A 22,833-nucleotide genomic window follows, 5' to 3' on the forward strand; every position below is an offset into this window, starting at 1 on the left:
CGTGACCAATCGTGCCGATGTTCACATGAGGCTTAGTGCGCTCGAATTTACCTTTTGCCATGTGATGTCTCCAATCTGCTGCCCGTACGGGCCTTGAATTAAGTTACCGATGCAACCCGTTCAGGTTACGCGTATTTCTTCTGGACTTCCTGGGCGACCGCGGTCGGCACAGGCTCGTAGTGATCGAACTGCATCGTGTAGGCCGCACGGCCCTGGCTCATCGAGCGCAGGTTGTCGACGTACTTGAACATGTTGGCCAGAGGCACCATCGCATTGATGACGACAGCCACGCCGCGCGCTTCCTGGCCCTGGATCTGGCCGCGACGGCCGTTCAGGTCGCCGATGACGCTGCCGACATAGTCTTCCGGCGTCACGACTTCGACCTTCATGATCGGCTCGAGCAACTGCACGCCAAGCTTGGGCGCAGCTTCACGGAAGCAGGCGCGGCCGGCGATTTCGAACGCGAGCACCGAGGAGTCGACATCGTGGTAAGCGCCGTCGATGAGCGACGCCTTGACGCCGATCATCGGGAAGCCGGCAAACGGGCCAGACGTCATGACGCTGTTGATGCCCTTTTCGACACCCGGGATGTATTCCTTCGGAACCGCACCGCCGACGATCTTGGATTCGAACTCGAACTCTGAGCTTTCCGGATTCGGCTCGAAGATGATCTTGACGCGGGCGAACTGGCCCGTACCGCCGGTCTGCTTCTTGTGGGTGTAGTCCTGCTCGTGCTTGCGCGTGATCGTCTCGCGGTAAGCCACCTGCGGGGCGCCGACATTGGCCTCTACCTTGAACTCGCGACGCATGCGGTCGACGATGATGTCGAGGTGAAGTTCACCCATGCCCGAAATGATGGTCTGGCCCGATTCCTCGTCGGTCTTGACGCGGAAGGACGGATCCTCGGCGGCCAGGCGGTGAAGGGCCAGGCCCATCTTCTCCTGGTCGTTCTTGGTCTTCGGTTCGATGGCGATCTGGATGACCGGATCGGGGAATTCCATGCGCTCGAGGATGACCGGGTGCAGCGGATCGCTGAGCGTATCGCCGGTGGTGGTGTCCTTGAGGCCGGCCAGGGCAACGATGTCGCCGGCAAATGCCTCTTCGACGTCGGCGCGCGAATTCGCATGCATCTGCAGCATGCGGCCGATGCGCTCTTTCTTGCCCTTCACGGTGTTGTCCAGCGAGACGCCCTTGGTCAGCTTGCCCGAATAGATACGGGCAAAGGTCAGCGAACCGACGAACGGGTCGTTCATGATCTTGAAGGCGAGCATCGACAGCGGCTCGTTGTCGTCGGCGTGACGCTCGATCTCGGCGTCGGTCTTGGCGTCGACGCCCTTGATGGCGGGAACATCGGCCGGCGACGGCAGATATTCGACGACGGCGTCGAGCAGCGGCTGCACGCCCTTGTTCTTGAAGGCCGAGCCGCAGAACATCGGGTAGAACTTGACCGCGATCGTGCCCTTGCGGATCAGCGAACGGATCTCGTCATTCGACGGCATCTTGCCTTCGAGGTAATTCTCGAGCGCCGTCTCGTCCATTTCGACGGCGGCTTCGATCATCTTCTCGCGGTATTCTTCGGCGCGAGCCTTGAGGTCGGCCGGGATCTCGACGACGTCCCAGGCAGCGCCCAGCGTCTCGTCGCGCCAGACCAGCGCGTTCATCTCGACGAGGTCGACGACACCCTTGAACTCGGTCTCGGCGCCGATCGGCAGCTGCATGACGACAGCCTGCGCACCGAGGCGCGAGCCGATCATTTCGACCGAACGGTAGAAGTCGGCGCCAATCTTGTCCATCTTGTTGCAGAAGATCATGCGCGGAACGCGATACTTGTCGGCCTGGCGCCAGACAGTCTCGGTCTGCGGCTCGACACCGGCATTTGCGTCGAGCAGCGCGATGGCGCCGTCGAGCACGCGCAGCGAACGCTCGACTTCGATGGTGAAGTCGACGTGTCCGGGAGTGTCGATGATGTTGAAGCGGTGCATCTTGCCGTCACGACCCTTCCAGAAGGTCGTGGTGGCAGCGGACGTGATGGTGATGCCGCGTTCCTGCTCCTGCTCCATCCAGTCCATGGTGGCAGCGCCGTCGTGCACTTCGCCGATCTTGTGCGACTTGCCCGTGTAATAGAGGACGCGCTCGGTGGTCGTCGTCTTGCCGGCGTCAATATGCGCCATGATACCGAAATTGCGGTAGTCTTCGATTTTATATTCGCGGGCCATCGTGGGTGCCTTCTCAGTCTCGTTCGCGCTTTACCAGCGGTAGTGCGCGAAAGCGCGGTTGGCTTCAGCCATCTTGTGGGTGTCTTCGCGCTTCTTCACGGCCGTGCCGCGGTTGTTGGCCGCGTCCATCAGCTCGCCGGAGAGGCGATCGACCATCGTGGTCTCGTTGCGGTTGCGCGCAGCTGCAATCAGCCAGCGGATCGCCAGGGCCTGGCGGCGCTCGGGGCGCACGTCGACCGGAACCTGGTAGGTGGCGCCGCCGACGCGGCGCGACCGGACCTCCACATGCGGCGCGACATTGTCGAGCGCCTGATGGAAGACGGTGACCGGCTCCTGCTTGGTCTTCGACTGAACCTGGTCGAGCGCGCCGTAGACGATGGTCTCGGCAACCGACTTCTTGCCGTCATACATGACGGCGTTCATGAACTTGGTGACGATCAGATCGCCGAACTTCGGGTCCGGATTGATCTCACGCTTTTCTGCACTGTGACGACGCGACATGGCTTTTGTCTCTCAATCTCGTAGCCTTGCGCAGCAAAAGCGCGAAGGCCGGAAAATCTTACTTCGGACGCTTGGCGCCGTACTTCGAACGGCGCTGCTTGCGGTTCTTCACGCCCTGCGTGTCGAGCACGCCGCGGATGATGTGGTAGCGCACGCCCGGAAGATCCTTGACGCGGCCGCCGCGGATCATGACCACGGAGTGTTCCTGAAGGTTGTGACCTTCGCCGGGGATGTAGCCGATCACTTCAAAGCCGTTGGTCAGGCGAATCTTGGCCACCTTGCGCAGTGCCGAGTTCGGCTTCTTCGGCGTCGTTGTATAGACGCGCGTGCAGACGCCCCGCTTCTGCGGGTTCTGCTGCATGGCCGGGACCTTGTTGCGCTTCACCGGCGCAATGCGCGGCTTGCGGATCAGCTGGTTGACGGTAGGCATTAAACCCTCTTGTCTCTCAATTCCGTGTCTCGCCCGGTCAGGGCCGCTCAAAGCGTCAATCCCATACGCAAATTCGGGCCATAAACCGCGCCTCGCGGTCCTGCCCGAACAAAATGCAGAGGAAGCGGAAACCGCTTCATGCGCGCCGGAAATGTCTTTTCGCTCGTAAAACGAACCCTGTTTGAGGCAAACTCCAAAGCGTGTCGCTTCGGAAGGGAGAGCCTCACATCGGTTCTGACTGGGCGGCTTCTACTCGCAACACCGTGAACCGTCAACCCCGGAGCGCCAAATATTGCGCGCCAAACAGGACGTGGCAGCCATGCGAAAATCGCATGTAATTTTCTTTCGCCATTTTGCAAGAGCAAGGAAGAAAGTAACCTTGCAGGCAAGAAAGTGACCGGCTTTTGGCTGTCCCGCGCCGGGGCTTCGTGGCAAAAGGCGCCATGGACAGCGCAAATCCCCTCGCCCGCCCCCGATCCAAGAGGAATCAGCCCGTGAACGACAACGACGAACGCCCGGTCACCATCATCACCGGCCGCGTCTGGAAAAAGAAGGGCGGCAAGCCGGAAGGCGTCCATGTGATGCTGGTCGCGCCCGACGACGATTCGGCCGTGCGCCGCGCTCTCGAATCGCTCGCCGCCGAAGGCTATGCCGAAGCCGAGCTCGACCAGATCGGCGACATGGAGGGCGAGCCTGACGATGAGCCGCATCTGTCGGCCTTCCAGGGCGCGCTTGAAGGCGAAGTGTCGATCGTGACCTTCGAGGTTCCGCTCTGATCACGACCGCGACCTTTTTCTTCGCGCTCCGCGTCACTTGCCCGGCACGGCTTCTCTGCTAAAAGTCCGACAAATACCCAATCAGCGGAGTTACCATGCCCTCGACGAAAGACCCCATCAAGCTCGGCATCGTCGGTGTGGGCAAGATCGTGCGCGACCAGCATTTGCCGGCAGTGGCCAAGGATGGGAATTACCGCCTGATCGCCGCCGCCAGCCGGCACGGCAAGGTCGACGATATCCCGAACTTCCCGACCATTGAGGCGATGCTCGACGCAGCGCCGGAACTCGAGGCCGTGTCGCTGTGCATGCCGCCGCAGTATCGTTACGACGCGGCGCGCACCGCGCTGATCGCGAAAAAGCATGTCTTCCTGGAGAAGCCGCCGGGCGCCACCGTGAGCGAGGTCGAGGACCTGAAGCGGCTGGCAGAGGCCAATGGGGTGACGCTGTTCGCCAGCTGGCATTCGCGCTACGCGCCGGCGGTCGAGGCCGCGCGGACTTTTCTGAGCTCAGCCAAAATCAGCTCGGCCGCAATCGTCTGGAAGGAGGATGTCCGCCGCTGGCACCCGAACCAGGACTGGATCTGGGCGCCGGGCGGCTTCGGCGTCTTCGATCCCGGCATCAACGCCCTGTCGATTGTCACCCACATCCTGCCGGCGATGTTCATCACCTCGGCCGTCCTCGACTTTCCCGAAAACCGGGCGTCGCCGGTCGCGGCCCATGTCAATTTCCGCACCTCCGATGGGTTGCCGGTAACCATGGAGCTTGACTGGCTGCAGACCGGGCCGCAGAGCTGGGACATCCTGGCCGATACGGACAAGGGCAAGATGGTGCTCTCCGGCGGCGGCACCAGGCTCGCCGTCGACGGCAAGGTGGTTCATGACGAGCCGGAGGCCGAATATCCTGAGCTCTACCGCCGCTTCGCCGAGATCGTGCGCGCCGGCATCTCCGATGTCGACCTGGCGCCCCTGCAACACGTCGCCGACGCCTTCATGCTCGGCAAGCGCAATGTGGTGGAGGCGTTCTTCGACTGAGCGGTGAAGCTCGGCCGGACCGCAGTCCGGCCGCTCGTAGCATAACCTTCACTCGACGATCGCAATGGCAAAACCGTCATAGCCCTTGGCGCCGACGGTCTGGATGGCGGTGCCGGTGAGGCGCTTCTCGCCGCCGATAAAGGAAAATGCGGCGCGTGCGCCTTCGACATAGGCGTCACGGCCATCGTCGTTGAGCACCGTACCGTCTCGGACGACGTTGTCGCAGATGATGGCCGTGCCTGGCCGTGACAGGCGCATCGCCCAGCTGAGATAGTTCGGATTGTTCGGCTTGTCGGCGTCGATGAAGATCAGGTCGAACGGCCCGGCATTTTCGCTCTCCAGCGTCTCAAGTGTTTGCAGCGCCGGCCCGGTCCGCAGGTCGACCTTGTCCGACATCCCTGCCCGCTCGAAATTCGAGCGCGCAACCTTTGCGTGGTGCGGGTCGAGCTCGAGCGTGACTACCTTGCCGTCGGCCGGCAATCCCCTTGCCATCCAGATGGTCGAGTAGCCACCGAGCGTGCCGATCTCCAGCACCCGCTTCGCGCCGCGGATGCGCACAAGAAGCGAAAGCAGCTTGCCCTGCGCGGCAGAGACGTCGATGGCCGGCAGGCCCTGTTTGCGATTGGTTGCGATCACCGCGTCGAGCACGGGATCTGCTTCGAAAAGAGACGAGACGATGTAGTCGTCGACGGCCGTCCAGGTCTTGTTGCTCATGATGCTTCCCTTGTTCGTAAGGCCAAAAACGCGAAAAGGGGCCGCTTGGGCCCCTTTTCCTTTTCTCGTCCACCGCGCTTACTGCGCGGCGTTGACCATGTCGGTCAGCATCGGGTCGGCGACTTCGACACCGGAGGCCTTGCGGCGCTCGTCGATGATCAGTTCGTCGCGCGAGGTGGCGATGCGCCGGATCTGGCTCATCGTGCCGCCCGTACCGGCCGGGATCAGCCGGCCGACGATGACGTTTTCCTTCAGGCCCTGCAGCATGTCAGTCTTGCCGGCGACCGCAGCTTCCGTCAGCACCCTGGTCGTCTCCTGGAAGGAGGCGGCCGAGATGAAGGACGGCGTCTGCAGCGAGGCCTTGGTGATGCCGAGCAGCACCGGCTGGCCTTCGGCCGGCTTCTTGCCGTCCTCGATCAGGCGCTCGTTGACCTCTTCCAGTTCGATCACGTCGACGTGGTCGCCCGGAATGTAGGTCGAGTCGCCCTGCGTGGTGATCTCGACCTTCTGCAGCATCTGGCGAACGATCACCTCGATGTGCTTGTCGTTGATCGACACGCCCTGCAGGCGGTAGACTTCCTGGATTTCGTTCACGAGGTAGGAAGCAAGCGCTTCCACGCCCTTGATCGCCAAGATGTCGTGCGGCGCCGGATTGCCGTCGAGGATGTAGTCGCCCTTCTCGATGACGTCGCCGTCCTGGAGATGGAACGGCTTGCCCTTCGGGATCAGGTATTCGACCGGCTCAAGCGTCGAGTCATGCGGCTCGATGATGATGCGGCGCTTGTTCTTGTAGTCGCGGCCGAAGCGGATCGTGCCATCGATCTCGGCGATGATGGCGTGATCCTTCGGACGGCGTGCCTCGAACAATTCGGCAACACGCGGCAGACCGCCGGTGATGTCCTTGGTCTTGGCGCTTTCCATCGGGATACGCGCCAGCACGTCGCCGGGGCGAACCTGCGAACCCGGCTCGACCGAGAGAATGGCCTCGACCGAGAGCAGGAAGCGGGCATCGCCGCCCTTCGACAGCTTGCCGACCTTGCCCTTGCCATCCAGGATGGCAATCGCCGGCTTGAGGTCGTTGCCGCGCGGCGTCGAACGCCAGTCGATGACCTCGCGCTTGGTGATGCCGGTCGATTCGTCGGCCGTTTCCTGAACGGAAATACCGTCGACCAGATCCTCGTACGCCACCTTGCCCTCGATTTCGGTGAGGACCGGGCGGGTATAGGGATCCCACTCGGCGATACGCTGGCCGCGCTTCACCTTGTCGCCATCGTCCACGAAGATACGCGAACCATAGGTAACGCGGTGCGTGGCGCGTTCCTTGCCGGCTTCGTCGAGGATCAGCACCGCCATGTTGCGGCCCATGACCATCTGCTGGCCGTCCGAGTTGCGCACCACGTTGCGGTTGCGGATCTCGACCTTGCCCTCATACGAGGCTTCAAGGAACGAGGAGTCCACCACCTGCGCCGTACCGCCCATGTGGAAGGTACGCATGGTGAGCTGGGTGCCCGGCTCGCCGATCGACTGCGCCGCGATGACGCCGACGGCTTCGCCCTGGTTGACCGGGGTGCCGCGGGCCAGATCGCGTCCGTAGCAGACCGCGCAGACGCCGACCCTGACTTCGCACGTCAGCGCCGAACGGATGCGGACCGACTGCACGCCGGCCTTTTCGATCTGCTCCACGTCGCGCTCGTCCATCAGCGTTCCGGCCTTGACCAGAACTTCGCCCGAAACCGGGTGCGTGATGTCGTCGAGCGACGTACGGCCCAGCACGCGCTGGCCGACCGAAGCGACGACCTGACCGGCATCGACGATCGGCTGCATGGTGAGGCCCTTGTCGGTGCCGCAATCCACGGAGTTGACGATGCAGTCCTGCGCCACGTCGACCAGACGACGGGTGAGGTAACCCGAGTTCGCCGTCTTCAAGGCGGTGTCGGCCAGACCCTTGCGGGCGCCGTGGGTCGAGTTGAAGTACTCGAGCACGGTTAGGCCTTCCTTGAAGTTCGAGATGATCGGCGTCTCGATGATTTCACCCGACGGCTTGGCCATCAGGCCGCGCATGCCGGCGAGCTGGCGCATCTGGGTGGGCGAACCGCGCGCACCCGAATGCGACATCATGTAGATCGAGTTCATCGGCTTCTGGCGGCCATTGTCCTCGAACTCCACGGCCTTGATGCGGGCCATCATTTCGTCGGCGACCTTTTCCGAGCACTTGGCCCAGGCATCGACGACCTTGTTGTACTTCTCGCCCTGCGTGATCAGACCGTCATTGTACTGCTGCTCGTATTCCTTGGCCAAAGCCTCGGTGTCGGAGACCAGCTTGATCTTGGCGTCCGGGATCAGCATGTCGTCCTTGCCGAACGAAATGCCGGCGCGGCAGGCATGACCGAAGCCGAGTGCCATGATGCGGTCGCAGAAAATGACCGTCTCCTTCTGACCGCAATGGCGGTAGACGGTGTCGATCATCTTGGAGATGTTCTTCTTGGTCATCTCCTGGTTGGCGGTCTCGTAAGGCACATTGACGTTCTTCGGCAGCAGTTCGCCGATGATCATGCGGCCAGGCGTGGTGTCGTAGATCTTCGACACGACCTTGCCTTCGGCGTCGACCGAACGGAAGCGACCCTTGATCTTGGCGTGCAGGGTAACGGCCTTGGTCTCGAGCGCATGCTGGAGCTCGCCCATGTCGGCAAACACCATGCCTTCGCCCGGCTCGTTCTGGTTGACGATCGAAAGATAGTAGAGACCCAGAACCATGTCCTGCGACGGCACGATGATCGGCGCGCCGGAAGCCGGATGCAGGATGTTGTTGGTCGACATCATCAGCACGCGGGCTTCAAGCTGAGCCTCGAGCGACAGCGGCACGTGAACGGCCATCTGATCGCCGTCGAAGTCGGCGTTGAAGGCCGTGCAGACCAGCGGATGCAGCTGGATCGCCTTGCCTTCGATCAGGATCGGCTCGAACGCCTGGATGCCCAGGCGGTGCAGCGTCGGCGCGCGGTTCAGGAGCACCGGATGCTCGCGGATGACCTCGTCGAGGATATCCCAGACTTCCGGACGCTCCTTCTCGACCAGCTTCTTGGCCTGCTTGACGGTCGAGGAGAACCCCTTGGCGTCGAGGCGGGCATAGATGAAGGGCTTGAACAGTTCGAGCGCCATCTTCTTCGGCAGGCCGCACTGGTGCAGCTTGAGCTCCGGACCGGTGACGATGACCGAACGGCCCGAATAGTCGACGCGCTTGCCGAGCAGGTTCTGGCGGAACCGGCCCTGCTTGCCCTTCAACATGTCGGACAGCGACTTCAGCGGACGCTTGTTGGCGCCGGTGATGACGCGGCCGCGGCGGCCGTTGTCGAACAGAGCGTCTACGGCTTCCTGCAGCATGCGCTTTTCATTGCGCACGATGATGCCGGGGGCGCGCAGCTCGATCAGCCGCTTCAGGCGGTTGTTGCGGTTGATGACGCGGCGATAGAGATCGTTCAGGTCGGACGTGGCGAAGCGGCCGCCGTCCAGCGGAACCAGCGGGCGCAGGTCCGGCGGGATCACCGGAACCACCTTCATGATCATCCATTCCGGACGGTTGCCGGATTCCATGAAGTTCTCGACCACCTTGAGCCGCTTCAGATACTTCTTCTGCTTCAGCTCGGACGTGGTCGAAGCCAGTTCCGAACGCAGGTCGCCGGCGATCTTCTCCAGGTCCATGCCGGCCAGAAGGTCATGAATGGCCTCGGCGCCGATCATGGCGGTGAAAGAGTCCTCGCCATACTCGTCGACGGCGATCATGTACTCTTCCTCGCTGAGCAGCTGGTGCTCCTTCAGCGCGGTGAGGCCAGGCTCGGTGACGATGTAGTTCTCGAAGTAGAGGACGCGCTCGATGTCCTTCAGCGTCATGTCGAGCAGCGTGCCGATGCGCGACGGCAGCGACTTCAGGAACCAGATGTGAGCGACAGGTGCTGCCAGCTCGATATGGCCCATGCGCTCGCGGCGAACGCGCGACAGCGTGACTTCGACGCCGCACTTCTCGCAGATGACGCCCTTGTACTTCATGCGCTTGTACTTGCCGCACAGGCATTCGTAGTCCTTGATCGGGCCAAAAATGCGCGCGCAGAACAGACCGTCACGCTCCGGCTTGAAGGTGCGGTAGTTGATGGTCTCCGGCTTCTTGATCTCGCCGAACGACCAGGACAGAATCTTCTCAGGGCTGGCGAGCGATATCCGGATGGAATCGAACACCTGCGCCGGCGCCTGCGGATTGAAGAGATTCATGACCTCTTGGTTCATGCCGTTCTCCTTTTCGGGGTCCTCGAAAACCCCTTGCATCTAACGCGGGCCAAATGCCCGCTGAGTGGTCGGCCCACCGGCCGTAGAATTCGATAGGCGCGCCGCGGCTTTCCGCGGCGCGCCGTTGCCTTACTCGGCTGCGTCAGGCAACCGGACAGGGTTGTCGTCGAGCTTGGTGTTCTCCAATTCGACATTGAGGCCGAGAGACCGCATTTCCTTGACGAGCACGTTGAAGCTCTCCGGAATGCCGGCTTCGAACGTGTCATCGCCGCGCACGATCGCCTCGTAGACCTTGGTGCGGCCGGCAACATCGTCCGACTTCACCGTCAGCATTTCCTGCAGCGTGTAGGCGGCGCCGTAGGCTTCCAGCGCCCAGACCTCCATTTCGCCGAAGCGCTGGCCACCGAACTGCGCCTTGCCGCCCAGCGGCTGCTGGGTGACGAGCGAGTACGGACCGATCGAACGCGCGTGGATCTTGTCGTCCACCAGGTGGTGAAGCTTGAGCATATAGATATAGCCCATCGTCACCTTGCGATCGAACGGCTCGCCGGTGCGTCCGTCATAGAGTTGCGACTGACCGCTGGTGTGCAGGCCCGCCTGTTCCAGCATGACGTTGATGTCGACCTCATGCGCGCCGTCGAACACCGGCGTCGCGATGGAGACGCCGCGGCGCATCTGCTCGCTGAGGCGAACGATACTCTCGTCGTCATACTCGCGGACCGGCTCGTTGCGGTCGTTGGCCGGAATGAAGCTTTCCAGCGTCTTGCGCAGCGGCTTGATGTCGCCACCCGCCTTGTAGGCTTCAATCAGCTCGCCGATCTTCTTGCCCATGCCCGCGCATGCCCAGCCCAGGTGCGTTTCCAGGATCTGGCCGACATTCATACGGCTCGGCACACCCAGCGGGTTGAGCACGATATCGGCATGCGTGCCGTCCTCGAGGAAAGGCATGTCCTCGACCGGAACGATGCGGGACACGACACCCTTGTTGCCGTGACGGCCGGCCATCTTGTCGCCCGGCTGCATCTTGCGCTTCACAGCCACGAAGACCTTGACCATCTTCATGACGCCCGGAGGCATTTCGTCGCCGCGCTGGACCTTCTCGACCTTGTCCATGAAGCGCTGCTCGAGCGCCTTCTTGGAGTCGTCGTACTGGCCACGCAAGGCTTCCAGTTCGCTCTGGAGCTTTTCGTTCTCCACCGCAAACTGCCACCACTGCGAACGCGGATACTCATCCAGCGTGTCCTTCGACAGCTTCGAGCCCTTCTTGAAGCCCTTCGGCCCGGCAATCGCTTCCTTGCCAACGAGAACGTCGGAAAGACGCGAATAGACGTTGCGGTCGAGGATCGCCTGCTCGTCGTCGCGGTCCTTGGCGAGGCGTTCGATCTCCTCGCGTTCGATCGCCATGGCGCGCTCGTCCTTCTCGACGCCGTGGCGGTTGAACACGCGCACTTCGACGACGGTGCCGAAGGTGCCCGGAGGCATGCGCATCGAGGTGTCGCGAACGTCGGACGCCTTTTCACCGAAGATGGCGCGCAGGAGCTTTTCTTCCGGCGTCATCGGGCTTTCGCCCTTCGGCGTGATCTTGCCGACCAGGATGTCGCCCGGCTGCACTTCCGCGCCGATATAGACGATGCCGGCTTCGTCGAGGTTCTTCAGCGCTTCTTCCGAAACGTTCGGAATGTCGCGCGTGATTTCCTCCGGTCCGAGCTTGGTGTCGCGGGCCATGACCTCGAACTCCTCGATGTGGATCGAGGTGAAGACGTCGTCGGCCACGATGCGCTCGGAGAGCAGGATCGAGTCCTCGTAGTTGTAGCCATTCCACGGCATGAACGCGACCAGCACGTTGCGGCCGAGCGCCAGATCGCCGAGCTCGGTCGACGGACCGTCGGCAATGATGTCGCCCTTGTTGACGCGGTCACCCATGCGCACCAGCGGACGCTGATTGATGCAGGTGTTCTGGTTCGAACGCTGGAACTTCATCAGCCGGTAGATGTCGACGCCCGACTTGCCGGGATCGAGATCTTCCGTGGCGCGGATGACGATACGCGTCGCGTCCACCTGGTCGACGATGCCGCCGCGGCGGGCACCGATGGCGGCGCCCGAGTCACGGGCGACGACCGGCTCCATGCCGGTGCCGACGAACGGCGCTTCGGCACGAACCAGCGGCACGGCCTGACGCTGCATGTTGGAGCCCATCAGCGCGCGGTTGGCGTCGTCGTTCTCGAGGAACGGGATGAGCGCTGCGGCCACAGACACCATCTGCTTGGGCGACACGTCCATCAGATCGACGTTTTCGCGCGGCGCCATCATCACTTCGCCGGCGCTGCGGCAAATGACGAATTCGTCGACGAAACCACCATTCTTGTCGAGCTCGGCATTGGCCTGCGCAACATGGTGCTTGGACTCTTCCATAGCGGAGAGATAGACGACCTCATTGGTCAGCTTGCCGTTGACGATCTTGCGGTACGGGCTCTCGATGAAGCCGTACTTGTTGACGCGCGCGAAGGTCGCCAGCGAGTTGATCAGACCGATATTCGGGCCTTCCGGCGTCTCGATCGGGCAGATGCGGCCGTAATGCGTCGGGTGCACGTCGCGCACCTCGAAGCCGGCGCGCTCGCGGGTAAGACCGCCCGGTCCAAGCGCCGACAGGCGGCGCTTGTGGGTGATCTCCGACAGCGGGTTGGTCTGATCCATGAACTGCGACAGCTGCGAGGAACCGAAGAACTCGCGCACGGCGGCAGCCGCCGGCTTGGCGTTGATCAGGTCCTGCGGCATCACCGTATCGATCTCGATCGAGGACATACGCTCCTTGATCGCGCGCTCCATGCGCAGCAGACCGACGCGGTACTGGTTCTCCATCAGCTCGCCGACAGAACGCACGCGGCGGTTGCCGAGATTGTCGATGTCATCGATCTCGCCCTTGCCGTCGCGCAGTTCGACCAGCGTCTTGACCACGGCCAGGATGTCGTCCTTGCGCAGCACACGCACGGTGTCCTCGGCCTTGAGCTCAAGGCGCATGTTCATCTTGACGCGACCGACGGCCGACAGATCGTAGCGCTCGCTGTCGAAGAACAGCGAGTTGAACATGGCTTCGGCGGTTTCCAGCGTCGGCGGCTCGCCCGGGCGCATGACACGATAGATGTCGAACAGCGCGTCCTGGCGGCTCTCGTTCTTGTCGACGTTGAGCGTGTTGCGGATATAGGCGCCGACATTGACGTGGTCGATGTCGAGAACCTTGATCTCCTGCTCGCCGGTGCCGAGCAGCACCTTCAGCGTCTTCTCGTCAATCTCGTCGCCGGCTTCGAGGAAGATCTCGCCGGTGCCGTAATTGACGATGTCTTCGGCCAGGTAATTGCCGAGCAGATCCTCGTCGGTCGCCTTGATCGCCTTCAGACCCTTTTCGCCAAGCGCCCTTGCCTGGCGGGCGGTGATCTTCTTGCCCTGCTCGACGACGATCTCGCCGGTGTCGGCATCGACCAGGTCGCCGACAGCCTTGAGGCCGCGGAAACGTTCCACGTTGAACGGAATGCGCCAATGATCGCCGGCGCGCTTGTAGGTGATCTTGTTGTAGAAGGTCGACAGGATCTCTTCGCCGTCCATGCCAAGCGCCATCAACAGCGACGTCACCGGGATCTTGCGGCGGCGGTCGATGCGGGCGTGCACGACGTCCTTGGAATCGAACTCGATGTCGAGCCACGAACCCCGATACGGGATGACGCGCGCGGCAAACAAAAGCTTGCCCGACGAGTGCGACTTGCCCTTGTCGTGGTCGAAGAAGACGCCCGGCGAACGGTGCATCTGCGAGACGATGACGCGCTCGGTGCCGTTGACGATGAAGGTGCCGTTCAAGGTCATGAGCGGCATGTCGCCCATGTAGACGTCCTGCTCCTTGATGTCCTTGATCGACTTGGCCCCGGTATCCTCGTCGATATCGAACACGATGAGGCGCAGCGTCACCTTCAGCGGCGCGGCATAGGTCAGGTCGCGCTGACGGCATTCGTCAACGTCGAATTTCGGTCCTTCGAACTCGTACTTCACGAACTCCAGCATCGAGGAGCCGGAGAAATCGGAGATCGGGAAGACCGACTTGAAAACAGCCTGCAGTCCTTCGTCCGGACGGCCGCCCTTGGGCTCGTCCACCATCAGGAACTGGTCATAGGATGCCTTTTGAACCTCGATCAGGTTCGGCATCTCCGCAACTTCCGGGATCTTTCCGAAGAACTTGCGTACGCGTCTGCGGCCATTGAAAGTCTGGGTCTGGGCCATCGTCGCTCCTTAGCTCTAAACTCGGGACGAGCCTCGCCGCGGCTCGCCTTGCATACTGAGCCGCCTGGGCAGCGGCTCTCTGTCTGTTTTTCCGGCAGGCTGCCGGTAAAACGGGAGAAAACCCGTTTCCTGAAGGCCGGTTTCGGCCCTCAGGAAAGAGGTTCCCGTACATCTCGCGCTACGCATCCTCCCTTCCGTGAAGGGAGTGGCGGACGGCGCGAGGCCGCCCGCCGCTTTTACGCTTACTTCAGGTCGACCTTGGCGCCGGCTGCTTCCAGCTGGGCCTTGAACTTCTCAGCGTCAGCCTTGGAAACGCCTTCCTTGACCGGCTTCGGAGCTGCTTCGACCAGATCCTTGGCTTCCTTGAGGCCCAGGCCGGTGATGGCGCGGACTTCCTTGATGACGTTGATCTTCTGAGCGCCTGCCTCGGTGAGGACGACGTCGAATTCCGTCTTTTCCTCGGCCGGAGCAGCAGCAGCGGCAGCGCCGCCAGCAGCGGCAACCGCCACCGGAGCAGCAGCCGAAACGCCCCACTTTTCTTCAAGAAGCTTCGACAGCTCGGCCGCCTCGAGGACGGTCAGCTTCGAAAGGTCGTCTACGATCTTTGCCAGATCAGCCATTGTTGTATTCCTTCATCAGGTTCGAACGTGTGTTTGTGATAGCGAGGAACGGCCTCATGCCGCCTCGTCCTTCCGGGCGTAAGCGCCGATGACGCGCGCGACCGAAGCCGCTGGCGCATTGACGATCTGGGCGATCCGGGTAGCCGGCGTGGCGATCATGCCAACCAGCCTGGCGCGCAGCTCATCGAGCGACGGAAGTGTGGCGAGTGCCTTCACACCGTCGGCGTTGAGCGAGGTGGTGCCCATTGCGCCGCCGAGAATGACCAACTTGTCATTTCCCTTGGCGAAATCGGACGCGACCTTCGGCGCCGCAATCGGATCCTCCGAATAAGCGATCAGCGTCTGTCCCTTGAACAGGTCGATGATCGATGCGGAGTCCGTGCCCTGAAGAGCGATTTTGGCGAGACGGTTCTTCGCGACTTTGACGGTGCCACCGGCAGCGCGCATTTTCGACCGAAGGTCGTTCATTTGCGCGACGGTGATACCGGCGTAGTGGGCCACGACGACTGAACCAGCGCCTGCAAAAGCACCATTCAGGCCCGTGACGAGTTCGCGTTTTTCCGCTCTGTCCACTGCCTATCTCCAGTTGACCCCTGCCCTTATGAAAGGACAGGCGTCGGGTTGCCTTTTTGCCGGCCGGGCCATCCAGTAACGGATCTCCCGAACGACGCTCGAGGATCCTGCCCCCTTTCGCCACATCGACGGTCAAGCCGGCGATGCGCAGACAAAAGGCAAACACGGTTCGAACCTTTCATTGGAGCTTGTCGCTCCGTTGTCAGGTCTTCACCCGTCTCATGCAGGCCCAATTGAATTAAGGCTTCTGGGCCGCCTGCAATCTCGGACAGGATGTCCGGAAACCTCTCGGTTTCCGGTACCGGGCCGCCGACAGGTCGGAGGCCCGGAATTCACTTGCGGATCAGCGCTTTAGCGGCCGATCCAAATGTTCGTATCAGGACGCTGCGAGCGTCGAGACGTCGAGCTTGAGGCCCGGGCCCATCGTCGAGGTGACCGACACCTTCTTGACGTAGTTGCCCTTGGCGCCAGCCGGCTTCGCCTTGGTCACGGCATCGGCGAAGGCGCGGATGTTTTCTTCCAGTGCCTTGACGTCGAACGAGACCTTGCCGACGCCGGCCTGGACGATGCCGGCCTTCTCGACGCGGAACTCGACAGCGCCGCCCTTCGATGCCTTGACGGCGGCGGCGACGTCCGTGGTGACGGTGCCGACCTTCGGGTTCGGCATCATGCCGCGCGGGCCGAGCACCTTCCCCAGACGGCCGACCAGCGGCATCATGTCCGGCGTGGCGATGCAGCGATCGAAGTCGATCGTGCCCTTCTGGACGATCTCGACCAGATCCTCGGCACCGACGATGTCGGCGCCGGCGGCTTTGGCTTCCTCGGCCTTGTCGCCACGTGCGAACACGGCCACGCGGACCGAACGGCCGGTGCCGTTCGGCAGGTTGACCACGCCGCGGACCATCTGGTCGGCGTGACGCGGGTCGACGCCGAGGTTCATGGCGACTTCGATGGTCTCGTCGAACTTCACCGTCGAACGGTCCTTGAGCAGCTTCAGCGCTTCACCCAGGGCATAAGCCTTGTTGGGATCGATGCCTTCGCGGGTCTTCGATACACGCTTTGCAAGTTTTGCCATGATCTCAGCCCACCACTTCCAGACCCATCGAGCGGGCGGAGCCCTCGACCATGCGCATGGCCGCTTCGACGTCGTTTGCGTTCAGATCCTTCATCTTCTGCTCGGCGATGGCGCGCACCTTGTCGCGGCCGATCGTGCCGACCTTGACCTTGCCCGGCTCCTTGGAGCCCGACTTCAGGTTCGCAGCCTTCTTCAGGAAGTAGCTCACCGGCGGCGTCTTCATGACGAAGGTGAACGACTTGTCCTGGTAGTAGGTGATGACGACCGGAATCGGCGATCCCTTTTCCATTTCCTGGGTCTGCGCGTTGAACGCCTTGCAGAATTCCATGATGTTGATGCCGCGCTGACCAAGTGCCGGGCCGATCGGGGGCGACGGCGTAGCCGAGCCCGCGGCAACCTGGAGCTTGAGCTGGCCTGCAATTTTCTTAGCCATCTCTTTCCTGCCTTTGTCTCATGCCGGCCCCACTATCGGGGAACGCCGGCGGTTGCAGTCTGGTGGTGCGGTTCGCGCGGCCGGCTAAAGCCACATTCGCCTCCCACCCGTTCTGGCCGCGCCGGCGAACCGGCGCGGGGTTTTCGGATCAGCCCTTTTCGACCTGCCCGAATTCCAGATCGACAGGCACGGCGCGCCCGAAGATCGAAACTTCCACCTTGAGCCGCGCCCGCTCCTCGTCCACTTCCTGGACGAAACCGTTGAACGACGCGAACGGACCGTCCGAAACGCGGATCGCCTCGCCGATCTCGAAGGTGACCGAGGGCTTGGGCCGCTCGACGCCTTCCTGGACCTGGTTCAGGATGCGCTGCGCTTCCGCCTCGGTGATCGGCACCGGCTTGGAGTCACCGAGAAAACCGGTGACCTTCGGCGTGTTCTTGACCAGCGAGAACACCGCGTCGGTCAGATTGGCCTTCAACAGCACATAGCCCGGAAAGAACTTGCGCTCGGCATCGACCTTGCGACCGCGGCGGATCTCGACGACCTTCTCGGTCGGCACCACGATCTGCTCGATATCGGCGGACAGGCCCTTCTGCTTGGCCTTGTTCTCAATGTCCTCGGCGACCTTTTTTTCAAAGTTCGAATAGGCGTGGACGATGTACCACCGCGCGGTCATTTCAAGACTTCTCCGTAATCGCCGAACTTAATGTCCGAGGCTCAGTAACCGCTCGATCGCGTAGCCCATGGCCACGTCGGCGGTGAAGAAAAAGATCATCGCGATGACCGCAAACACGAGCACCATCACCGTCGAGATCATCGTCTCCCGGCGCGACGGCCAAGTCACCTTGGCGGTCTCCGCGCGGACCTGCTGGAGAAAGACGAAAGGATTTGTGGTTTTCGAAGCCATATGCCGCTCTGTCTTCAAGACCCGTTGGCCGGGTCTCCTGGATGATCCCGCTGGCCGGGACGTGCCGCCTGGGTTTCAAGTCGGCGCCGAATCAGCGCAACCATTTCGCCCATGCAAATCGGACGCGTAAAGCCGGCTTCCCAGCTCCACGCGTCGCGTGTCTGTTGTGTCTACATAAAACCGATTCTTGATCCACGCAAGTGGCAAGTGTCCGCTTTATGACTAAACGCCGCCTCGGAACCATCCAGTCGTCCCGTCCCGGCTATCGGGGCCTTATGCCTCAGTTTCCCTAATATGGCAAGCCACCTGGCATTTTCAATGCGGGGCACAGGACCGAGTTCGTTCGTGAATCGCCATTTGAGAAAATGGCACGGGCAGCAGGGCTCGAACCTACGACCTGCGGTTTTGGAGACCGCCGCTCTACCAACTGAGCTATGCCCGTATGCGCGTTTCGGCGCAGGCGCTTCCTAAAAGCTTCCGGGCGCGCTGTAAAGAGTGGTCTGACGCGCTTTCATGTCCTTCGCCGGAAATCCGGATAGGTGACGGCCAGCCCCTGCCTCTCCATCGTGACTTTCCGCCGCTCGAAGTGGCTTGCCGGCGCTAATCCCCGGCTGGCGGCTTGTACGACCCGCCAGGTACACCCCAGCCCCAGGCCGGCATCGGTTCGGTCTGTGGGTCGCATGTCTCGCCGAGGGTGGAGTTCATCTTGGCCAGCCGCGATCCCCACTCGATATAACCCATGAAGGCGGAACGGAATTCAGGATCGTCCGGCAGCCCGACCGCGTCGGCGGCATCCGCAAGCAGGCTGATCCAGCGGCGGCGCTGTTCTTCGCTCAGATGCTTGCCGAGGTGATGCATGACCATCTCGCGATGGCCGCCATGTTTTTCACTATAGGTCTTAGGTCCACCGAAAACCTCACCGATAAAGGCCGCGACATGCGCGGGATGATCCGGCGACATGTGCTTGAACACCGGGCCGACCACCGAATCTCGTGCCACCTTGTCGTAAAAAGTTTCCGTCAGCCGGGCGAGCGCCTCGATGCCGCCGGCCCATTCGTAAAGCGTCGGGATATCCTGGCTCATTCTCGATCCTCCGCCGGGCGACACCTGCCACGACGATAACGGAGAAATCGGGCATGGCTCAACCTGCCTCGATGGCCAGTTTCTGCGATGCCTATAGTTTGGCGGGCGACTCCGCCTTGGCGGTCGGCGGAAGCAAACAGTTGTCGGGCTTGGGCGAGGTTTTGCAAATAGCGGGGCCGGTTAGCGCCTCCACCGACTCCGGCCCGGTCGTCAGCCCGACTTGGAGCATCATGTCGGGCTCGAGCTGACGCTCGACTGAGCCTATCGCGGCGAACAGAGCTGGGTCCATCTCCATCTCCTCCAGGTAGGCTTTAACCAACTGCGTCTGTCCCCTCGAGGACATGCTGAGTCTCGCCTTGGGATCGACCAGCCTTTTGGCGCCGGCGGCGAGCATGAGCGCGCAGGCCGAATCGCACTCCACTCCAAAATCGCTAATCAGCCCGACATAGGCACCGTTATCGGCCAAGCAACCTGCCTCGGGCGGGTCACAGCCGACGATAGTGGTGCGGGCGACGGCGACGTCGAGCTTCCGTTCATGGATAAGCCTTCCCGCGGCCAGAGCGCTGAAAAGGCTGCCCCCCTGTGAGCTGATCACCACCGGCAGCCGCCGGTTGCCAAGGGTGTCGAGCAACTGGCGCAACTTTTGCGGGGTCTGAGGCGTCATCGCGCCTTCCGCCGAGATCCATTCCGGGCAATCGGGATTGCAGAGCGAGTCTCTGCCGCGAACGACAACGAAGCGCATATCTGGCGTCGAATTCCCTGGCGCTGCCTGCAAGGGCTTGGGAGCTGGAGCCTTGGCCGGCTGAGAAAGTGGGGGGCCGGTCTTTGCCTGGATCGCAGCCACCACGGCAGGCTTGGCCGCGGGCGTTTGTCCGCCGGCTGGCTTGTTTCCCGGTATTTCCCTGCAGTTGGGAGCCGGCGGGTCGAACATGCACAGAGCTGCTTTGGTAAACAGCTCCTGAGTGTCCGTGCTGGTGGCAAGTTTCATCGCCAGCATATCGTGGAGGTCGATCTGCCTGATGTCGCTGGCCGGCGTCGCCTTCATCAGGTCGAGCACGCCCTGTCCGACCCCCATCTCCTTGAGATAGGCCGAGATCTTGCGCGCAAACCCCTTGCTCATCTTATAGGTTTTGTAGCTTTCGCCTTGCGTGACGGTTTGCGTGGTGACCCGATATTTTTTGCCCCGCTTGACGCGATAGGTGGTCCGATAGTGCGTTGTGGAGGGGAACCATGTGGTGGTGATCTGGTGAACACCCAGATAGGCCCAGCCACCGGCGACGCGGCGGACACCTCCGGCAAACATCAGCGGACAAGCGGAGTTGCACATGGCGCCACCGTCAGACGCGATGCCGAAGAAAGCCGTGCCTTTGCCATAACTGGCCCCACAACCCTCCGTCCCGGGCCAGCAATCGGAAAACTCGGTCTTGCCGATTGCGATGTCGAGCTTGTTCTTGCGGATTATCCGGCCGAGCTGGATTGCAGCGTCGACATTGCCACCGGGGGAATTGACGATGATCGGCAGTTTGCGGCCGCCGAGCTTCTTCAGGGTTTGCTTGAGCAGAGCTGGCGTGCCGGCTGCAATAGGGCCGTCTGCCGATATCCATTCCGGGCAGTTGGGCTCACAGCCAGGAACGCTGCTGCGCGCGACGACAAACCTCATCTCCGGAACGTAGTCTGACACCACGATCGGATTGGTCCATGCCGGCAGAACATCCTCGGCCTTCGCGGCGAAGGCACCCGTCGCCATTGCAAGCGCCAGCGCCAGCCGAACCAGCCCGCGCATCCACTTCGCCAGACTATCTGAACGGCGTCCCCAAACCACGCTTGGCACAAGCCCCCTTGAGCCTCCTATAATAGTTACGGGAATGGTACTTGCAATAGCTTCGGAACAAGCCGTGCAATACTTGTCCAGCGGAGCGTTAGAAACGAAAGGCGTCGGCCGTCGGCTCTCCTTGCCGTCTCCGGTGAAGTGTCAGCGCCGATTATTCTTTGATGGGTCCGGCGCCGACGGTGCGACCGCCTTCGCGGATGGCGAAGCATAACTTCTCTTCCCGTGGCAACCGGTGCGATCAGCCGTTGGACGACGCTACCACGCGACAATTCTCAGGTTTCGGCTCTGACTTGCAGATGCTGGAACCCGTCAGTGCATCCACCGACTGGCGCCCGGTCGTCAGCCCGACCTTCAGCATCATGTCAGGTTCGAGCTGACGCTCGACCGGATTGCCCTGAAGCGCCGTGAACAGGGCCGGACTTATGGCCATCTCGTCGAGATAGGCTTTGACCGTCTGTTTCTGCCCCATCAGATAAAGGCTGAGCCGCGCCTGGGGACCGACAAGCCGTCTGGCGCCACCCGCCAGCATGAGCGCGCAGGCCGAATCGCAGTCGCCTTCCCCGTCGACGCTCAGTCCGGCATAGGCGCCGTCCTTGGCCAGGCAGTTCCACTCTGCCGGGTCGCAGCCGACGAAATCGGTCCGGGCAACGGCAACGTCGAGCTTCTTTTCATGGATGATCCGGCCGGCCGCCAGGGCGCCGGATAGGTCACCGCCTCGCGAGCTGATCACCACCGGCAGCCGCCGGTTGCCAAGTGTGGCAAGCAATTGGCTGAGCTTCTGCGGCGTCTGAGGCGTAATCGCGCCTTGCGCCGCAATCCACTCCGGGCAATCGGGGTTGCAGAGCGGATTGCTGCCGCGAACAACGACAAAGCGCATGGCGTCATCGTGCTGCGCGTTCTCCGGCTTCACCGGCAGCGGCGCCGCCTTGGCCACGGCCGGCAGGCCGCCGGCTGGCTTGTTCGCCGGTATTTCCCGGCAATTCGGAGCCGGAAGGTCCAGCGTGCACAGGCTTGCGCTGGTCAGCAAATCCACGGCGTCGACGCTGGTGACCAGCTTCATCGCCAGCATGTCGCTGAGGTCGATCTGCTGGATGTCGCTGGCCGGTGTGCTCTTCATCGTTTCGAGCACGCTGAGGTCGACACCCATCTCCTTGAAATAGGTGGCCAGCTTGCGCTCCACCTTCTTGCTCATATCGTAGGTCTTGTAGCTGCCGGCGTTCTTGCGGCTGACGACCTTCTTGCTGATGACCCGCTTCTTGCCTTTCACGATGCGATAGCGGACTTCATATTGCACGTTCATTTGCACGACCGTGGTCGTGATCTGATGGACGCCGAGAAAGGCCAGCGGCCCGACCAGGCGACTGGTGCCGCCGGCCAGCATCATCGGGCAAGCGGACGCGCAATAGCTGCCGAGCACATAGGGGTTGCCGATATAGTGCGAGCCTCTGGCGTCGTTTTCCTTGCAGTTTTTCGCCCCCGGCTCGCAGCCGACAAACCACGTCCGGCCGACCGCGATGTCGAGCTTGTTCTTGCGTATCATGCGGCCCATGGCGATGGCCGCATCGACATCGCCGCCGGGAGAGTTGACGACGATCGGCAATTTGCGGCGGCCAAGTGTTTTCAGGGCGGCCTTGAGCAATGCCGGCGACTTGGCCGTTATCGCCCCCTCGGCCGATATCCATTCCGGACAGGTCGGCTCGCAACCCGGCGCGTTGCTGCGCACGACGACGAAGCGCATCGGCGAATCCGGGTCAAGCTCGGAATTCTTCATCTCGCCCGCGAAGGCGGCACTACTGCCCATGGCAAGCAACGACACCAGGCAGATCAGCCCCAGTGCCCGGCACGCCCAAACCTGAAAACGGTGCCGTGGAACCATACGACCAAGCCCTTCAATGGCAAACTATAGTAGTATAGGCACAGAGACTTGCAACAGAGATTGGGACACCAAAGCAGGCACATCCGGCCGTGAGCCAACGAAAAAGGGCGGCCCTTGAGCCGCCCTTTCCTTGTCGGTCCGGCGGATGCCGGGCTCGATTATTCCTTGATGGTGACGACGATGCCGGCACCGACGGTGCGGCCGCCTTCACGGATGGCGAAGCGCA

At 62.1% G+C, this 22,833-nt stretch carries 17 protein-coding genes, 1 tRNA gene and 2 pseudogenes; 2 read left to right on the forward strand and 18 right to left on the reverse strand.

The genetic code is table 11. The features are described from left to right. From ACWGTO_RS30210 to rpsL, 4 genes and pseudogenes are all read right to left on the reverse strand, one after another. Positions 1 to 61 (reverse strand): annotated as a pseudogene (locus ACWGTO_RS30210) (GTP-binding protein); the annotation flags it as partial. 64 nt (positions 62 to 125) lie between these two features. After that, complete coding sequence (gene fusA / locus ACWGTO_RS30215; RefSeq protein ID WP_454578428.1) at positions 126 to 2,216, reverse strand: elongation factor G; 2,091 nt, start codon at positions 2,214 to 2,216, stop codon at positions 126 to 128. A 30-nt stretch (positions 2,217 to 2,246) separates the two neighbouring features. Then, complete coding sequence (rpsG, locus tag ACWGTO_RS30220; RefSeq protein WP_008875664.1) at positions 2,247 to 2,717, reverse strand: 30S ribosomal protein S7; 471 nt, start codon at positions 2,715 to 2,717, stop codon at positions 2,247 to 2,249. Between the two features lie 58 nt (positions 2,718 to 2,775). After that, positions 2,776 to 3,147, reverse strand: coding sequence for a 30S ribosomal protein S12 (rpsL, locus tag ACWGTO_RS30225; RefSeq protein WP_006333356.1), 372 nt, complete (start codon positions 3,145 to 3,147; stop codon positions 2,776 to 2,778). A gap of 494 nt (positions 3,148 to 3,641) precedes the next feature. Between rpsL and ACWGTO_RS30230 the strand changes: the two genes are divergently transcribed. Both ACWGTO_RS30230 and ACWGTO_RS30235 read left to right on the forward strand, forming a co-directional pair. Then, positions 3,642 to 3,923, forward strand: a complete 282-nt coding sequence (locus ACWGTO_RS30230; protein WP_454578429.1) for a transcriptional regulator — start codon at positions 3,642 to 3,644, stop codon at positions 3,921 to 3,923. A gap of 95 nt (positions 3,924 to 4,018) precedes the next feature. Beyond that, positions 4,019 to 4,954, forward strand: coding sequence for a Gfo/Idh/MocA family protein (locus ACWGTO_RS30235; protein ID WP_454578430.1), 936 nt, complete (start codon positions 4,019 to 4,021; stop codon positions 4,952 to 4,954). 48 nt (positions 4,955 to 5,002) lie between these two features. Here the strand turns inward: ACWGTO_RS30235 and ACWGTO_RS30240 are convergent, their stop codons facing one another. The 14 genes and pseudogenes from ACWGTO_RS30240 to ACWGTO_RS30305 all read right to left on the reverse strand — a co-directional run bounded on the left by ACWGTO_RS30240 (position 5,003) and on the right by ACWGTO_RS30305 (position 22,607). Continuing rightward, positions 5,003 to 5,668 (reverse strand): O-methyltransferase, encoded by a 666-nt coding sequence (locus ACWGTO_RS30240; RefSeq protein ID WP_454578431.1) that lies wholly within the window; start codon positions 5,666 to 5,668, stop codon positions 5,003 to 5,005. Positions 5,669 to 5,746: 78 nt separating this feature from the next. Continuing rightward, positions 5,747 to 9,943, reverse strand: a complete 4,197-nt coding sequence (gene rpoC, locus ACWGTO_RS30245; RefSeq protein WP_454578432.1) for a DNA-directed RNA polymerase subunit beta' — start codon at positions 9,941 to 9,943, stop codon at positions 5,747 to 5,749. Positions 9,944 to 10,072: 129 nt separating this feature from the next. After that, positions 10,073 to 14,209 (reverse strand): DNA-directed RNA polymerase subunit beta, encoded by a 4,137-nt coding sequence (gene rpoB, locus ACWGTO_RS30250; protein ID WP_454578433.1) that lies wholly within the window; start codon positions 14,207 to 14,209, stop codon positions 10,073 to 10,075. A gap of 242 nt (positions 14,210 to 14,451) precedes the next feature. Continuing rightward, on the reverse strand, positions 14,452 to 14,829 hold the full coding sequence (rplL, locus tag ACWGTO_RS30255) for a 50S ribosomal protein L7/L12 (RefSeq protein ID WP_142864855.1): 378 nt from the start codon (positions 14,827 to 14,829) through the stop codon (positions 14,452 to 14,454). A gap of 54 nt (positions 14,830 to 14,883) precedes the next feature. Next, on the reverse strand, positions 14,884 to 15,402 hold the full coding sequence (rplJ, locus tag ACWGTO_RS30260; protein WP_023667437.1) for a 50S ribosomal protein L10: 519 nt from the start codon (positions 15,400 to 15,402) through the stop codon (positions 14,884 to 14,886). A 376-nt stretch (positions 15,403 to 15,778) separates the two neighbouring features. Continuing rightward, positions 15,779 to 16,477, reverse strand: a complete 699-nt coding sequence (rplA, locus tag ACWGTO_RS30265) for a 50S ribosomal protein L1 (protein WP_112566728.1) — start codon at positions 16,475 to 16,477, stop codon at positions 15,779 to 15,781. 4 nt (positions 16,478 to 16,481) lie between these two features. Continuing rightward, positions 16,482 to 16,910 carry a 50S ribosomal protein L11 gene (gene rplK, locus ACWGTO_RS30270; protein WP_112566731.1) on the reverse strand — a complete coding sequence of 143 codons (429 nt, stop codon included), beginning with the start codon at positions 16,908 to 16,910 and terminating at the stop codon, positions 16,482 to 16,484. Between the two features lie 148 nt (positions 16,911 to 17,058). Continuing rightward, positions 17,059 to 17,586, reverse strand: a complete 528-nt coding sequence (nusG, locus tag ACWGTO_RS30275) for a transcription termination/antitermination protein NusG (protein ID WP_006333333.1) — start codon at positions 17,584 to 17,586, stop codon at positions 17,059 to 17,061. 27 nt (positions 17,587 to 17,613) lie between these two features. Then, positions 17,614 to 17,817 carry a preprotein translocase subunit SecE gene (gene secE, locus ACWGTO_RS30280; protein ID WP_023667439.1) on the reverse strand — a complete coding sequence of 68 codons (204 nt, stop codon included), beginning with the start codon at positions 17,815 to 17,817 and terminating at the stop codon, positions 17,614 to 17,616. Between the two features lie 366 nt (positions 17,818 to 18,183). Next, a tRNA-Trp gene (locus tag ACWGTO_RS30285) sits at positions 18,184 to 18,259 on the reverse strand. Between the two features lie 158 nt (positions 18,260 to 18,417). Then, the gene (locus ACWGTO_RS30290; RefSeq protein WP_454578434.1) at positions 18,418 to 18,900 is read right to left on the reverse strand and encodes a group II truncated hemoglobin; all 483 of its coding nucleotides are present in this window, start codon (positions 18,898 to 18,900) and stop codon (positions 18,418 to 18,420) included. 91 nt (positions 18,901 to 18,991) lie between these two features. Next, positions 18,992 to 20,683 carry a hypothetical protein gene (locus ACWGTO_RS30295; protein WP_454578435.1) on the reverse strand — a complete coding sequence of 564 codons (1,692 nt, stop codon included), beginning with the start codon at positions 20,681 to 20,683 and terminating at the stop codon, positions 18,992 to 18,994. Between the two features lie 199 nt (positions 20,684 to 20,882). After that, a pseudogene (locus tag ACWGTO_RS30300) lies at positions 20,883 to 20,973 on the reverse strand (EF-Tu C-terminal domain-related protein); the annotation flags it as partial. Continuing rightward, entirely contained in the window at positions 20,970 to 22,607 is a 1,638-nt protein-coding gene (locus tag ACWGTO_RS30305; RefSeq protein WP_454578436.1) for a hypothetical protein, read from the reverse strand. The gene ACWGTO_RS30305 and the pseudogene ACWGTO_RS30300, both read right to left, overlap by 4 nt. Positions 22,608 to 22,833 lie beyond the last annotated feature (226 nt).

This window comes from Mesorhizobium sp. PL10, assembly GCF_053714315.1.

Excerpts from the sequence above, each read along its gene's own strand:
- fusA (WP_454578428.1), bottom strand. The coding sequence starts at position 2,216 with ATGGCCCGCGAATATAAAATCGAAGACTACCGCAATTTCGGTATCATG.
- rpsG (WP_008875664.1), bottom strand. The coding sequence starts at position 2,717 with ATGTCGCGTCGTCACAGTGCAGAAAAGCGTGAGATCAATCCGGACCCG.
- rpsL (WP_006333356.1), bottom strand. The coding sequence starts at position 3,147 with ATGCCTACCGTCAACCAGCTGATCCGCAAGCCGCGCATTGCGCCGGTG.
- ACWGTO_RS30235 (WP_454578430.1), top strand. The coding sequence starts at position 4,019 with ATGCCCTCGACGAAAGACCCCATCAAGCTCGGCATCGTCGGTGTGGGC.
- ACWGTO_RS30240 (WP_454578431.1), bottom strand. The coding sequence starts at position 5,668 with ATGAGCAACAAGACCTGGACGGCCGTCGACGACTACATCGTCTCGTCT.
- rpoC (WP_454578432.1), bottom strand. The coding sequence starts at position 9,943 with ATGAACCAAGAGGTCATGAATCTCTTCAATCCGCAGGCGCCGGCGCAG.
- rpoB (WP_454578433.1), bottom strand. The coding sequence starts at position 14,209 with ATGGCCCAGACCCAGACTTTCAATGGCCGCAGACGCGTACGCAAGTTC.
- rplL (WP_142864855.1), bottom strand. The coding sequence starts at position 14,829 with ATGGCTGATCTGGCAAAGATCGTAGACGACCTTTCGAAGCTGACCGTC.
- rplA (WP_112566728.1), bottom strand. The coding sequence starts at position 16,477 with ATGGCAAAACTTGCAAAGCGTGTATCGAAGACCCGCGAAGGCATCGAT.
- rplK (WP_112566731.1), bottom strand. The coding sequence starts at position 16,910 with ATGGCTAAGAAAATTGCAGGCCAGCTCAAGCTCCAGGTTGCCGCGGGC.
- nusG (WP_006333333.1), bottom strand. The coding sequence starts at position 17,586 with ATGACCGCGCGGTGGTACATCGTCCACGCCTATTCGAACTTTGAAAAA.
- secE (WP_023667439.1), bottom strand. The coding sequence starts at position 17,817 with ATGGCTTCGAAAACCACAAATCCTTTCGTCTTTCTCCAGCAGGTCCGC.
- ACWGTO_RS30290 (WP_454578434.1), bottom strand. The coding sequence starts at position 18,900 with ATGAGCCAGGATATCCCGACGCTTTACGAATGGGCCGGCGGCATCGAG.
- ACWGTO_RS30295 (WP_454578435.1), bottom strand. The coding sequence starts at position 20,683 with ATGCGCGGGCTGGTTCGGCTGGCGCTGGCGCTTGCAATGGCGACGGGT.
- ACWGTO_RS30305 (WP_454578436.1), bottom strand. The coding sequence starts at position 22,607 with ATGGTTCCACGGCACCGTTTTCAGGTTTGGGCGTGCCGGGCACTGGGG.